Below are 12484 nucleotides of genomic sequence, written 5' to 3'. Positions count from 1 at the left end.
CGCGCCCCTGAGGGGGCGCTTCTGAGGCGGGTCGCTCATCAGGCGGCCCGCCATTCGTGTGTTCCATGCCCGGAGCCGGCAGGCACAGTACGAACGTCGATCCCTCCCCCATCGTCTCGGCGACCACGACGCCCCGCGCCGCTTAAGCGGCGTTGTCCAGCCGTTGGCCGCGGAGGAGGAACCAGGCGGCCACCGCCGCAGCGAGCAGTACGGCCGCTCCTGCTCCCGCCGCAAGGGCGAGACCGTCGACGAACGAACTCCGGGCCGCGTCCAGCATCGCCTCGGACGTCTGCGCCGGCAGGCCCGCCGCCGCCTCCACCGCGCCGCCCAGCGACTCGTGGGCCTCCGCCGGTGTGCCCGCCGGGCCCGTGAAGTCCCGGTAGACGCCCGTGACGATCGAACCGAGTACGGCGATTCCCATGGCCGCGCCCAGCTCGTACGCCGTCTCCGACACCGCGCTCGCCGCTCCCGCCTGTTCCTTCGGCACGCTGGAGAGGATCACGTCCGAGGTCACCGTGAAGGAGAAGCCCGCGCCGATGCCGACGACCAGCAGGGCGGCGCCCAGCAGGGGGTAGCCCGTCGACCGGTCGATCACCGTGAGCGCGGCCAGGGCGAGGCCGATCGCCGCGAGGCCGCCGGAGACCACGGCCCGGACCGAGAAGCGGCGCGCCGCACGGCCGGCGATCAGTCCGGCCACCACCGCGCCGATCGCGGCGGGTAGTTCGGCAAGACCCGCCTCCAACGGGCCCCGGCCCTGCACGAGTTGCAGGAACTGGGAGAGGAAGAACACCAGGCCGGACAGGCCGAGGATGGTCAGCAGGTCGGCGAGCACCGCGCCGCTGAAGCCTCGGCTGCGGAACAGCCGCATGTCCAGCAGCGGGGTGGGCAGCGTGAGTTGGCGACGGACGAAGCCGTACAGCGCGGCGGCGCCCAGCAGGCCCGCGGCCGGCGTGGGCCACGTGAAGCCGTGTGCGGCCGCCTCCTTGACGGCGTACACGACACCGATCATGCCGACGAGGGACAGGGCGACGCTGATCATGTCCCAGGGGCCGGGGTTCGGATTGCGCGACTCGGGCAGCAGCTTGATCCCGACGACGACCAGGACCGCCATCACCGGCAGGTTGATCAGGAAGACCGAGCCCCACCAGAAGTGTTCGAGCAGGAAGCCACCGGCGATCGGGCCGACGGCGGTACCGGCGGAGGCGGTCGCGCCCCAGATGCCGATGGCGAGGCTGCGTTCGCGCGGGTCGTGGAAGAGGTTGCGGATCAGGGCGAGGGTGGCGGGCATCAGGGTCGCGCCCGCGACACCGAGCAGCGCCCGGGCCACGATCATCAGCTCCGGTGTCGTCGCGTAGGCGTTGAGCACGGATATCGCGCCGAACGCCGTGGCGCCGACGAGCAGGATCCGTTTGCGGCCTATTCGGTCTCCGAGACTGCCCATCGACACGAGCAGACCCGCGATCACGAAGGAGTAGACGTCGCCGATCCAGAGGAGCTGGGTGCCGGAGGGCTTCAGGTCCTCGCTGATGTAGGGGGTCGCGAGACCGAGGACGGTCGCGTCGACGGCCACCAGCAGCACGGCGAGCACGAGGACGGACAGCGCGAGCCATCGGCCGGGGCGCTTGCTCACCGCCTCGGTCGTCTCCGCCGGCTGCAGGGTGCTGGTCATGATTCCTCTCTCGGTTGTTCGGGTTGGCGCAGTGCGCCGCCGAGCAGCAGCTCGACGATCATGTGGGTGAAGTCGTTGCGGGCGACCCTGCCCTCCGAGACCGCCCAGGCCCCGGAGGCCAGCAGGCCGTAGAGCGCCTCGGTGAGCCAGGCCGGGGTGAGGTCGATGCGGAACTCACCACTCTGCTGACCGCGCCGGAACAGCGCGGCGATGCGCTCGTCGATGCGCGCCCAGCCCGCGTTCTGCTCTTCGCCCTCGAAGAGCTGGTTCTCCGTGTAGAGGAAGGCGAGCAGTCCGGCCGCGGGCTCGATCTCGCGGACCAGCCGGTGTACGGCGTCCCGCGCCGCCCCCTCGTCCAGGCGGGCCGCGTCCAGCGCGGCCTCGCACTCGGCGATGCCGAGCGACTCCAGCGCTCGGACGAGGGCGTCGCGCCCGGCGAAGTGCCGGTGCAGCGTGGCACGACTGATCCCGGCCGCCTTGGCGACCTCGTCCATGGTCGCGGTGGACTTACGGGTCAGCAGGGCGGCCGCAGTGCGCAGCACGTGGTCACGATCGACAGCCATGAGACAAGAGTAGCGCATGTGAGACATTGATGTCTCATAGCAGGCATGTGTGGCTCATAGCCGCTGATCAACAGGGGTCCGCCGTCAGTGCCAGGGCAGCTGCCCGCGCCGCTCCCAGTACGCGCCCGGCTCCTCCACCAGCGCGGCCAACCGTTCCAGCTGATCCTCGTCCAGATCCACGACGGCCGCGTGCAGATTGGACGCGAGCTGCACGGTCGTCGCCGCGCCGGAGAGCACCACGCCGGCCCAGGACTGGCGCAGGATCAGCGCGAGGGCGACCGCGTCGGAGCCCAGCGAGGTTTCCTCGGCTACGGCCTTCAGCGCGTCCGGCGCGTACGGGTCCGCCAGCCGTCCGTTGGCCATGCCCTCCTTGACGATCACGGTGAGCCCGGCGTCGTGGGCCTCGGCGAGGGCGGGGGCGGCCGAGGTCTCCAGGGCGTTGTACGTCGACTGGACGGTACGGAAGAGGGGCTCGCCGTCGACGGTCACCGCGAGGGCGGCGCGGATGGCGTCGGCCTGGGCGGGGCCGCTGGTGGAGAAGCCGATGGTGAGGCCCTGTGCGGCGGCTTCGGCGAGCCTGGCGTGGAGGTCCTTGTCGGTGAGCGCGGGGCTGTCCGGGGTCACCGAGTGGATCTGGTAGAGGTCGAGCCGGTCGCCGAGCAGGGCGTCGGTCTCGGCACGCTGACGCTCGTAGGTCTGGAGGCTGTGGTCCTTGACCTCGTGCTTGTCGGCGTCGGTCGTCCAGTCCGCGGTGTAGGTGTAACCCCACTTGCTGCCCACGACGATGTCGTCGAACGCGGGGCGGGCCTTGAGCCAGTCGGCGAGGAACTCCTCCGAGCGGCCGTACGAGCGGGCGGCGTCGAAGTAGCGGACGCCCTGGACGTAGGCGGCGTCGAGGAGTTCGTGGGTGCGATGGCGCAGGGCGTCGACGGTGCGCTCCGCCGGGAGGTCGCCCTCCCGGCCGAGATTGATGTAGCCGGGGCGGCCGACGGCAGCCAGGCCCAGACCGATGTGCGCTGTGGGGGTGGTCACGGTGGCCAGACGACTGAAGGGCATGGGGCGCTCCCGGCACGATCGGCGAAGAGGGATCCGGCACCAATCTACCCAGCCCCGGGCGGTTCAGCCGGAGCCGGCGCAGCGCGGGCCGAAGGCCGGGTCGGCCGGTCCCCTTTGCTTGAGGGCGTCGAGCACCCACTGCTTGACCAGCGGGGACTTGGGCGCCTGGTCGTGCTCGGTGACGTCGAGCGGGCAGCGGTCCTGGAGCAGCACGTTGGTCACGTAGGAGCCCGGGCCGTCGAGGAAGGAGCTGGTGTGGGGCAGCACGACCTCGTCGTAGCGGGTGGCGATCGACGTGTAGTCGGGACCCACCGGCGCCTCCGGGTCGGCATTGAGCCTCTGCAGGAAGTCCGAGCCGGCGGTCTGGTCGACACAGGAGGGGCAGGCGGTGGCGCCGGCCACGAGGGCGAGCGGGTTGGTGGTGCCGTGGTTGGAGGGCACGATGCCCACGAGGTCGTCGACCTTGGTCGCGCCGCCGAGGAACTTGACGTAGTAGCGGGGCATCATGCCGCCCTGGCTGTGGCCGACGATGTCGGCCTTCTTGGCGCCGGTCGCGCCGAGCACGGCGTTCACGAAGTCGCGCAGTTCGGCCGCCGAGTCCGCGACCGGGGCGGTCTCCAGGCCGCCGTACTCGAAGGAGAAGACGCAGTAACCGGCGTTCGCGAGGGCGGGCGACAGGGTCAGCCAGTTCTCGTACGAGGTCTTGAAGGTGCCGTTCACCAGGACCACGGGCTGCGGATGAGCGGAGTCCGTCTTGCAGGACCAGTTGTTGGCGCCCGCGGGGGCGCTGAGGCCGAATGCGCAGAGCGCGGCCATGACGGTGAGGGCGAGGAGGCGGGCAGTTCGTCTTGTACGTCTTGCGCGCATGACGTCCCTTTCATGCTCGGCAGCAACCGGTCGGCGTTCGACCATGTCGACCGGAACCGGAATCGTTACTTCCGAGTAAGGGCAAGTCAAGGTTTCGGCCAGTGGCTGATTTCCTTCCGTTACCGAGCAGGCGGGCAGCACGAAGGGGCCCGATGGACGGAGGTCCGGGCCCCTTCGGAACGCTGGAACGGGTCAGCTCTGCTTGGCCGTGGCCCACGCGTGCTGTGCCGCCACGTCAGCCTTCACCTCGGCCAGCTGGATCGCGACCGCGCTCGGCGCCGTACCGCCACGGCCGTTACGGGACGCCAGCGCACCCGGCACGTTCAGCACCGAGCGCACCTCCGGCGTCAGATGAGCCGAGATCTTCGCGAACTGCTCGTCCGTCAGGTCGTCCAGTTCCTTGCCCTCGGCCTCGGCGACCTTGACGCACTCGCCCGCGACCTCGTGCGCGACGCGGAACGGGACGCCCTGCTTGACCAGCCACTCGGCGATGTCGGTGGCGAGGGAGAAGCCGGCCGGGGCCAGTTCCTCCATGCGCTCGCGGTTGACGGTGAGGGTGGCCATCATGCCGGTGAAGGCGGGGAGCAGGACCTCCAGCTGGTCGCAGGAGTCGAAGACCGGCTCCTTGTCCTCCTGGAGGTCGCGGTTGTACGCGAGGGGGAGGGCCTTGAGGGTGGCCATGAGGCCCGTCAGGTTGCCGATCAGGCGGCCGCTCTTGCCGCGCGCCAGCTCCGCGATGTCCGGGTTCTTCTTCTGCGGCATGATCGACGAGCCCGTGGAGAACGCGTCGTGCAGGGTCACGAAGGAGAACTCCTTCGTGTTCCAGATGATGACCTCCTCGGCGATCCGGGAGAGGTTCACCCCGATCATCGCGGTGATGAAGGCGAACTCGGCGACGAAGTCACGGGACGCCGTGCCGTCGATCGAGTTGGCGGCCGACCCGTGCTCGAACCCGAGGTCCTTCGCCACCGCCTCCGGGTCCAGGCCGAGGGAGGAGCCCGCCAGGGCGCCCGAGCCGTACGGGGAGACCGCCGTGCGCTCGTCCCACTGGCGCAGCCGCTCGGCGTCCCGGGACAGGGACTGGACGTGGGCCAGGACGTGGTGGGCGAAGAGCACCGGCTGGGCGTGCTGGAGGTGGGTGCGGCCGGGCATCGCCACGTCCGGGTGGGCCTCGGCCAGGCCGATCAGCGCGTCCTGGAGGTCGGCGATCAGACCGCCGATGATCCGGGCGTGGTCGCGCAGGTACATCCGGAACAGGGTGGCGACCTGGTCGTTGCGGGAGCGGCCGGCGCGCAGCTTGCCACCGAGGTCGGGGCCGAGGCGCTCCAGCAGACCGCGCTCCAGGGCGGTGTGGACGTCCTCGTCGGAGATGGTGCCCACGAAGTCACCCGAGGCCACATCCGCCTCGAGCTGGTCGAGGCCCGCGATCATGCGCTGAAGCTCGTCCTCCGTGAGCAGCCCCGCCTTGTGCAGCACGCGCGCGTGGGCACGCGAACCGGCGATGTCGTACGGCGCCAGCCGCCAGTCGAAGTGGACGGACGCGGACAGCTTGGCCAGGGCCTCGGCGGGACCGTCGGCGAAACGGCCGCCCCAGAGCCGTACGTCACCGCTGTTGCTGCTCACTTGCGTGCTCCTCGGGAGGGTCTGGTGTGGCACCGCCTCCCCGTGGCGTGAACGGGGAGGCGGTCGTCAGGCTAGTGCGAACTCACCACACAGTGACCTGCATGAGTATGCAGAGCTCTGCATGATTCGTCAATCTGGCGTCGATCTGGGTCGACGGCGGTGGGAAATCCGAGGCGCCTTTGAACGCGGGAAACCGCTTACCCGTATCTCTCGCCGAACGCAGGCGCCGCGTTTGTCAACCACGACCACCTGACCCGAGTGAGGCATCCGCATGTCCAGGGCTCTTCCGAAGTACAACAAGCGTCGCGTCACGTTCATCGGCGGCGCTGCCGCGGTGGCACTGTCCGGCACGGTGATCGCCGGTTTCGCCCTCGCGGGGGAGACGTCCAAGAACAACGGGACCGGCGCCCGCACCCTGGCGAGCCCCGGCACGATCACATGCCCGGACGTCCGGTCGAAGCTGCCCGCGGTCCCGGCCTCCGCCAAGGCCGAGGTCGACCGCAACCTCGCGCTCCTGAACACCCAGATCCAGGAGGCCAACAAGCGACTCGTCGACACGGTGGGCCAGGGCGGACCCAACTTCGTCAACAACGCCATCCTCGGCCCGCTGAAGGACAAGCGCGTGGCGACGGTCAACCGCATCGCAACGGCGATCGGACGTACGGCGGCCAAGCCGCAGGGGCTGGACGCGCTGGCGGCGTGCACCCTGAACGCCGCCGGGACGAATGCGGGCGGCGGCGCCAAGGCCACGCCCAGCGCGAAGGCGACCGCCGGACAGCAGGCCGGCGGAAACACGGGCAACGGCGGCAACGCGGGCCGTGTCGGCACGATCAGCTGCCCCGACGTGCGGTCGAAGCTGCCCGCGGTCCCGGCCTCCGCCAAGGCCGAGGTCGACCGCAACCTCGCGCTCCTGAACACCCAGATCCAGGAGGCCAACACGCGCCTGGTCAACACCGTCGGCCAGGGCGGACCCAACTTCGTCAACAACGCCATCCTCGGCCCACTGAAGGACAAGCGCACGGCCGCCATCGAGCGCATCGCCATCTCGATCGGCCGCACCGCCGCGAAGCCGCAGGGCCTGAACTCCCTGGCCGCTTGCACCCTCGTCAAGTGAGGTGAGAGGCAGCCATGGCCGCCCCGTTGGCACGCCGGCCGGGGCGGCCGTGGTGACGGCAAAGGGACCCCTCAATTCCTCAGACAGTCGAACGATCACCGTTCATACTCGGTTGACGTGGGAAAGACTTACGAACGCATAGACGGCAGGCTGCGCACGTTCATCGAGGAGCAGCCCCTCTTCTTCACTGCGACCGCTCCCCTGTCCGCCGAAGGGACGGTCAACCTCTCCCCCAAGGGCCTCAAGGGCTCCTTCGCGATCCTCGACGAAGTCACCCTGGCCTACCTCGACTTCGCCGGCTCCAACGCCGAGACCATCGCCCATCTGCGGGAGAACGGCCGGATCACCCTCATGTGGTGCGCCTTCCAGGGACCGCCCAACATCGTCCGTGTGCACGGCCGCGGTGAGGCCGTCTTCCGCGACGACCCACGGTTCGAGGAACTGCTCGGCCACTTCCCCGACATCGACCCGTCGCTGCACGGCCTGCGCGCGATCATCGTGGTGCGGGCCGAAGTCGTTCGCGACTCCTGCGGGTACGCGGTGCCCCTCATGACGTACGACGAGGACCGCGACCTGCACGGCAAGCGGTTCGCGCGCGAGGACGACGACTCGCTCAGCGCCTACTTCGCCAAGAAGGAGCACATCGCGACCAGCCTGGATGGCCTACCCGGGCTGCCGTTGCCGCTGCCTCCCTCTAGCGTCTGAGCCATGCGCCCCGGTGTCGTAGCCCTCGCGTCCGCGTCCCTCCTCGTGCTCGGTGCCGCGCCCGGCGGAGCCCCGCCGCAGCCGCTGCCCGCGCGGATGGCCGACACCGGGGGCGGCAGCCAGCTGATCACCGCCGTGGCGCCGGAGGCCGGCTCGACGTCGGGGACGGTCACGTGGTGGGACCGGGTGGACGGGCAGTGGGTGGAGGCCGGTTCGGCGACGGCCCGGTTCGGGGCGAAGGGGCTCGTCGAGGGGACCGAGCGGAAGCAGGGCACGAACACGACGCCGACGGGGCTGTACGGACTGCCGTACGCCTTCGGCATCGAGGCGGCGCCGCCCACGACGTACACCTACCGCCGCGTTCACGAGGACTCCTGGTGGTGCCAGGACAACGACTCCCGCGCCTACAACCGCTGGACCGAGCCGCTGGCGCGTGACTGCCGGGCCGCCGAGTCCGAGCACCTGATCTCGTACGGGGCGCTGTACGCGTACGCGCTCGTCATCGACTTCAACTACCAGCGTCCGGTGAAGGGTCGAGGCGCCGGGATCTTCCTCCATGTCAAGGGGCGTGGGGCGACGGCCGGTTGTGTCTCGGTGCCGCAGGACGCGATGAGGCGGATCCTCCAGTGGGCCGATCCGCGGCGCAGGCCGCACATGGCGATCGGGACGGCGGACGGCCCCACGGCGATCACCCGGTACTGAGCGAGCACGGAGCCGACACCACTGAACACACGGACCTCCCCGCACGTATCTCTGGGCCAAGGGACCACGTCAACCACGCACTCCCCTTGCTCCCGTCCCCGGAGGAACCGTGACCACCACGCTCGCGGGCGGCCGTGCCGCCCGACGCCAGACGATGCGCCGCATCCGTCCGCGCCGCTCCCCGGCCGTACCGCTGGTCATCGCCCTATGGGCGGGCGCGGCGGCGGTGCTGTGGCTGTGGTGGGACAACACGCCGTCCCTCGCGGACAACACCGCCAAGATCCTCGCCGCGGGCCGGATCACCGGCCTGCTCGCCGGCTATCTGATGGCGCTCGTCGTGCTGCAGATGGCCCGGGTGCCCGCGCTGGAGCGGCGGGTGGGCTCGGACCGGGTGGCGCGCTGGCACGCGATGAGCGGCCGGTACACGGTGTGCCTGGTCATCGCGCACGTCTTCCTCACCATGTGGGCGTACGCGCTCCAGGCCGGCAAGACGCTCGGCGACATCGTTCAGCAGACGATCGACTCGATCAACACCTTGCCGGACATGGGCAAGGCGGCCATCGGCACCGGCCTGCTGTTCTTCATCGCGTTCATCTCGGTCGGGGGCGTCCGCCGCCGGATCCCGTACGACACCTGGTACCACGTGCACCTGCTGACATACGCGGCCGTGTACCTGACGTTCTGGCACCAGATCACCACCGGCAACGAGTTCGCCGTCGAGCCTGCCGCGAAGACCTTCTGGTACGGGCTGTACGGCGCCGTGACCGCGGCCGTGGTCTGGTACCGGATCCTCACCCCGATCCGCCTGAACCTGCGGCACCGGATGTACGTCGAGGCGGTCATCGAGGAGACGCCGGGCGTCGTGTCGGTGCTGATCGGCGGGCGCAAGCTGCACCGCATGGGCGCGGAGGCGGGGCACTTCTTCCGCTGGCGGTTCAAGGCGCCGGGCATGCGGTTCAGCTCGCATCCCTACTCGCTGTCGGCGGCGCCCCGCCCCGACATGCTGCGGATCACGGTCAAGGCGATCGGCGACCACACGTCCCGGCTGCGTGACCTGAAGCCGGGTACCAAGGTGTGGGCCGAGGGCCCGTACGGCGCGCTGACCGCCCAGCGCCGCAGCCGGGGCAAGGTGCTGCTGGTGGCGGGCGGCGTCGGCATCACGCCGATGCGGGCGCTGTTCGAGACGCTGCCGGGCGCGGCTGGCGACATCACCCTGCTGTACCGGGCCAACAGCACCCAGGACCTGGCGCTGTGGGACGAGCTCGCGGCCATCGCCGACGAGCGCGGTGCCCGGTTGATGTACGCGGTGAACAGCCCGGACGGGGAGCGGCCGGACATCTCGGCGGAGCGGCTGAAGCAGAAGCTGCCGGACATCGACAAGCACGACGTGTTCATGTGCGGGCCGGCCGGCTTCGCGCAGACCGTGTACGAAGCACTGCGCGGCGCGGGTGTGCCCGCCCGCCGCATCCATCACGAGTCGTTCGAGATGTGAGCGACGGGACTTAAAGACTTCAGGAGCTGTTGAAGCGATGAGGAAGAGTCACCCCATCCGGCGTGTCGTGCTGGCCGGTGCCGCCACCGTGTCCGGGATCGTGCTGCTGCTGTCGCTGAAGCCGGCGACGGACCCGGGTTCCGCGCAGGCGGCGGGCATCGGGGCACCGCCGGCGGCCTCGGCCCAGGGCGGCGCCCAGGCGGCCGGGACCGGCACGGTCACCGGTGACGCGGCGCAGACCCAGTACGGGGCCGTGCAGGTACGGCTGACCTTGAGCAACGGCAAGATCACCCAGGCGGAGGCGGTCCAGGCCCCCAAGGGCGGCCAGAGCGACCAGATCACCGCGAACGCCGTGCCCAAGCTCAACCAGGCGGCGGTCGCCGCACAGAGCGCCGACATCGACTCGGTGTCCGGGGCGACGTACACCAGCACCGGCTACAAGAAGTCCCTCCAGTCGGCGATCGACAAGGCGAAGGCGAGCGCCGGTTCGCAGGGGTCGGGCGCCGCCCAGGCCGGCACGGTCACCGGCGACGCCGTCCAGACCCAGTACGGGCCCGTCCAGGTCCGCATCACCGTCAGCGGCGGAAAGATCACCAAGGCCGAGACCGTCCAGGCACCCAGCGGCGGCCAGAGCACCAACATCACCGCCAACGCCGTACCCAAGCTCAACCAAGCCGCCGTGGCAGCCGGCAGCGCCGACATCGACGCCGTGTCCGGGGCGACGTACACGAGCAACGGCTACAAGGAATCCCTCCAGTCGGCGATCGACAAGGCGAAGGCGAGCGGCGGTTCGTCGCAGGGCTCCGGTTCGCAGGATGCGGGCGCCGCACAGGCCAGTACGGTCACCGGCGACGCCGTCCAGACCCAGTACGGGCCCGTCCAGGTCCGCATCACCGTCAGCGGCGGCAAGATCACCAAGGCCGAGACCGTCCAGGCACCCAGCGGCGGCCAGAGCACCAACATCACCGCCAACGCCGTACCGAAACTCAACCAGGCGGCCGTGGCAGCCGGCAGCGCCGACATCGACGCCGTCTCCGGCGCCACCTACACCAGCGCCGGCTACAAGGAATCCCTCCAGTCGGCACTGGACCAGGCCGGTGGCTGACACGGTGGCGGAACCGACACAAGCTCCCGCCGCGGTACGTCATGCGGAGGAGGTCATGGGGACGGTCTTCTCCTTCGACGTCCGCGGCGGGGATCCCGGTGCCGTGCGGTCGGCACTGGAAGAGGCGGTCGCCGGGCTGCACCGGGTCGACGAGGTGTTCAGCACCTACCGCGACGACAGCCAGGTCTCCCGGCTGGCACGCGGTGAGCTGACCGTCGGCGACTGCGATCCGGAGGTGGCCGAGGTGCTCGACCTCGCCGCCGAGGCGGAGCGGCTCAGCGAGGGCTGGTTCAGCACGACGTACGAGGGCCGCCTCGACCCGACCGGCATCGTCAAGGGCTGGTCGGTGGAACGGTCGGCCCGCCTCCTCGCGGACGTCCCCGGCGTGACCGGCGTGAGCGTCAACGGCGGCGGCGACGTGCAGCTGCTGGGCGTGCCGGGTCCGCAGCGACCGTGGCGGGTCGGCGTGTCCGATCCCCTGCGCCCGGGCGGGCTGGCCGCGGTGATCTCGGCGGCGGGGCTGGACGAACTGGCGGTGGCCACGTCCGGTACGGCGGAGCGGGGCGCGCATATCGTCGACCCGCGCACGGGGCGCTCGGCGGTGACCGATCTGGTTGCGGTGACCGTGGTGGCCCCTCGCCTGACTTGGGCGGACTGCTGGGCCACGGCGGCGTTCGCGATGGGGTCGCGGCAGGGGTTGCGGTGGCTGGAGTCGCTGCCGGGGGTGGAGGCGTTGCTGATCACGGCGGGTGACGAGGTGCGGTGCACGGGGGGACTGGCGGCGCGGCTCGGTTGAACGGTGACCGTACGTGGGGGCTGGGCAGGGGTATCGCGCAGCCCGGCGCCAACGGGGTGCCGCCCTTCTGTCGGGAGCCGCCCCAGCGGCACGACTGCCCGCGGCTGGAGCAGGGTGACAAGGCGTCGCAGGCGAGGGCAACGCCCCAAGGGGCGCGGGGAACTGCGCGACCAGCCACGATCCACCCGCAGTCGCCCGCCACCACCCCACTCAGTGGCCGTTCTGCGCCAACCTCAACAGATGGTCGGCCAGCGCCTGACCCCCCGTCGGATTCCGGCTGATCAACAACAACGTGTCATCACCGGCGATGGTCCCCAGAATGTCATGCAGCTCAGCCTGATCAATGGCCGAGGCAAGGAACTGCGCAGCCCCCGGAGGCGTACGCAGGACCACGAGATTCGCCGAAGCCTCCGCGGAGATGAGCAGCTCCTGCGACAACCGCCGCATCCGCTCTTCCTTCGCCGACTCCCCCAGCGGCGCCCGAGGGGTCCGAAATCCTCCCTCGCTCGGCACCGCGTAGATCAGGTCACCGTCGTTGTTACGGATCTTCACCGCGTTCAGCTCGTCCAGATCCCGGGAGAGCGTCGCCTGAGTGACGCTCAGCCCGTCGTCCGCGAGCAGCTTCGCCAGCTGGCTCTGGGACCGCACCGGCTGCCGGTTGAGAATGTCCACGATCCGGCGGTGACGTGCGGTGCGGGTCTGCGGCACGGCAGGCCCGGCGGCGCCGTTCGCCTCGTTCGCCCCGGTCTGCCCGTGGTCCTGCGCCTGACTCATCGTCGTCTCATTCTCCGG

Annotated in this window: 12 protein-coding genes; 6 read left to right on the top strand and 6 right to left on the bottom strand. The window is 70.5% G+C overall.

Going from position 1 to position 12484, the window contains the following annotated elements:
- Positions 1-142 precede the first annotated feature (142 nt).
- The 5 genes from IF78_RS0132240 to argH all read right to left on the bottom strand — a co-directional run bounded on the left by IF78_RS0132240 (position 143) and on the right by argH (position 5778).
- Positions 143-1669, bottom strand: coding sequence for an MFS transporter (locus IF78_RS0132240; RefSeq protein ID WP_031486754.1), 1527 nt, complete (start codon positions 1667-1669; stop codon positions 143-145).
- Positions 1666-2232: a TetR/AcrR family transcriptional regulator gene (locus tag IF78_RS0132235; RefSeq protein WP_031486753.1), complete on the bottom strand. Its 567-nt coding sequence runs from the start codon at positions 2230-2232 to the stop codon at positions 1666-1668. The genes IF78_RS0132240 and IF78_RS0132235 overlap by 4 nt, the downstream gene beginning before the upstream one ends.
- Before the next feature lie 84 nt (positions 2233-2316).
- Positions 2317-3288 (bottom strand): aldo/keto reductase, encoded by a 972-nt coding sequence (locus IF78_RS0132230; protein WP_031486752.1) that lies wholly within the window; start codon positions 3286-3288, stop codon positions 2317-2319.
- 63 nt (positions 3289-3351) lie between these two features.
- A complete protein-coding gene (locus tag IF78_RS0132225; protein ID WP_031486751.1) occupies positions 3352-4155 on the bottom strand; it encodes an alpha/beta fold hydrolase in 804 nt (267 codons plus the stop codon).
- A 192-nt stretch (positions 4156-4347) separates the two neighbouring features.
- Positions 4348-5778: an argininosuccinate lyase gene (gene argH / locus IF78_RS0132220; RefSeq protein ID WP_031486750.1), complete on the bottom strand. Its 1431-nt coding sequence runs from the start codon at positions 5776-5778 to the stop codon at positions 4348-4350.
- 271 nt (positions 5779-6049) lie between these two features.
- On the opposite strand from argH, the gene IF78_RS0132215 reads away from it, so the two are divergent.
- The 6 genes from IF78_RS0132215 (at position 6050) to IF78_RS0132190 (ending at position 11692) form a co-directional block, all read left to right on the top strand.
- On the top strand, positions 6050-6892 hold the full coding sequence (locus IF78_RS0132215) for a hypothetical protein (RefSeq protein WP_031486749.1): 843 nt from the start codon (positions 6050-6052) through the stop codon (positions 6890-6892).
- Between the two features lie 117 nt (positions 6893-7009).
- Positions 7010-7597, top strand: a complete 588-nt coding sequence (locus IF78_RS0132210; protein WP_031486748.1) for a pyridoxamine 5'-phosphate oxidase family protein — start codon at positions 7010-7012, stop codon at positions 7595-7597.
- A gap of 3 nt (positions 7598-7600) precedes the next feature.
- Entirely contained in the window at positions 7601-8299 is a 699-nt protein-coding gene (locus IF78_RS0132205; protein ID WP_031486747.1) for a L,D-transpeptidase family protein, read from the top strand.
- A 109-nt stretch (positions 8300-8408) separates the two neighbouring features.
- Positions 8409-9791 (top strand): ferredoxin reductase family protein, encoded by a 1383-nt coding sequence (locus IF78_RS0132200; protein ID WP_031486746.1) that lies wholly within the window; start codon positions 8409-8411, stop codon positions 9789-9791.
- A 37-nt stretch (positions 9792-9828) separates the two neighbouring features.
- Positions 9829-10896 carry an FMN-binding protein gene (locus tag IF78_RS0132195; protein WP_031486745.1) on the top strand — a complete coding sequence of 356 codons (1068 nt, stop codon included), beginning with the start codon at positions 9829-9831 and terminating at the stop codon, positions 10894-10896.
- 55 nt (positions 10897-10951) lie between these two features.
- Positions 10952-11692: an FAD:protein FMN transferase gene (locus tag IF78_RS0132190; protein ID WP_031486744.1), complete on the top strand. Its 741-nt coding sequence runs from the start codon at positions 10952-10954 to the stop codon at positions 11690-11692.
- 210 nt (positions 11693-11902) lie between these two features.
- Here IF78_RS0132190 and IF78_RS0132185 read toward each other — a convergent pair whose 3' ends face one another.
- Positions 11903-12466 (bottom strand): arginine repressor, encoded by a 564-nt coding sequence (locus IF78_RS0132185; RefSeq protein ID WP_031486743.1) that lies wholly within the window; start codon positions 12464-12466, stop codon positions 11903-11905.
- Positions 12467-12484 lie beyond the last annotated feature (18 nt).

This window comes from Streptomyces bicolor (assembly GCF_000719285.1).
Lineage (GTDB): Bacteria > Actinomycetota > Actinomycetes > Streptomycetales > Streptomycetaceae > Streptomyces > Streptomyces bicolor.
The sequence above is the reverse complement of the archived record's forward strand: the minus strand, read 5'-3'. Positions and strand labels throughout refer to the sequence as shown.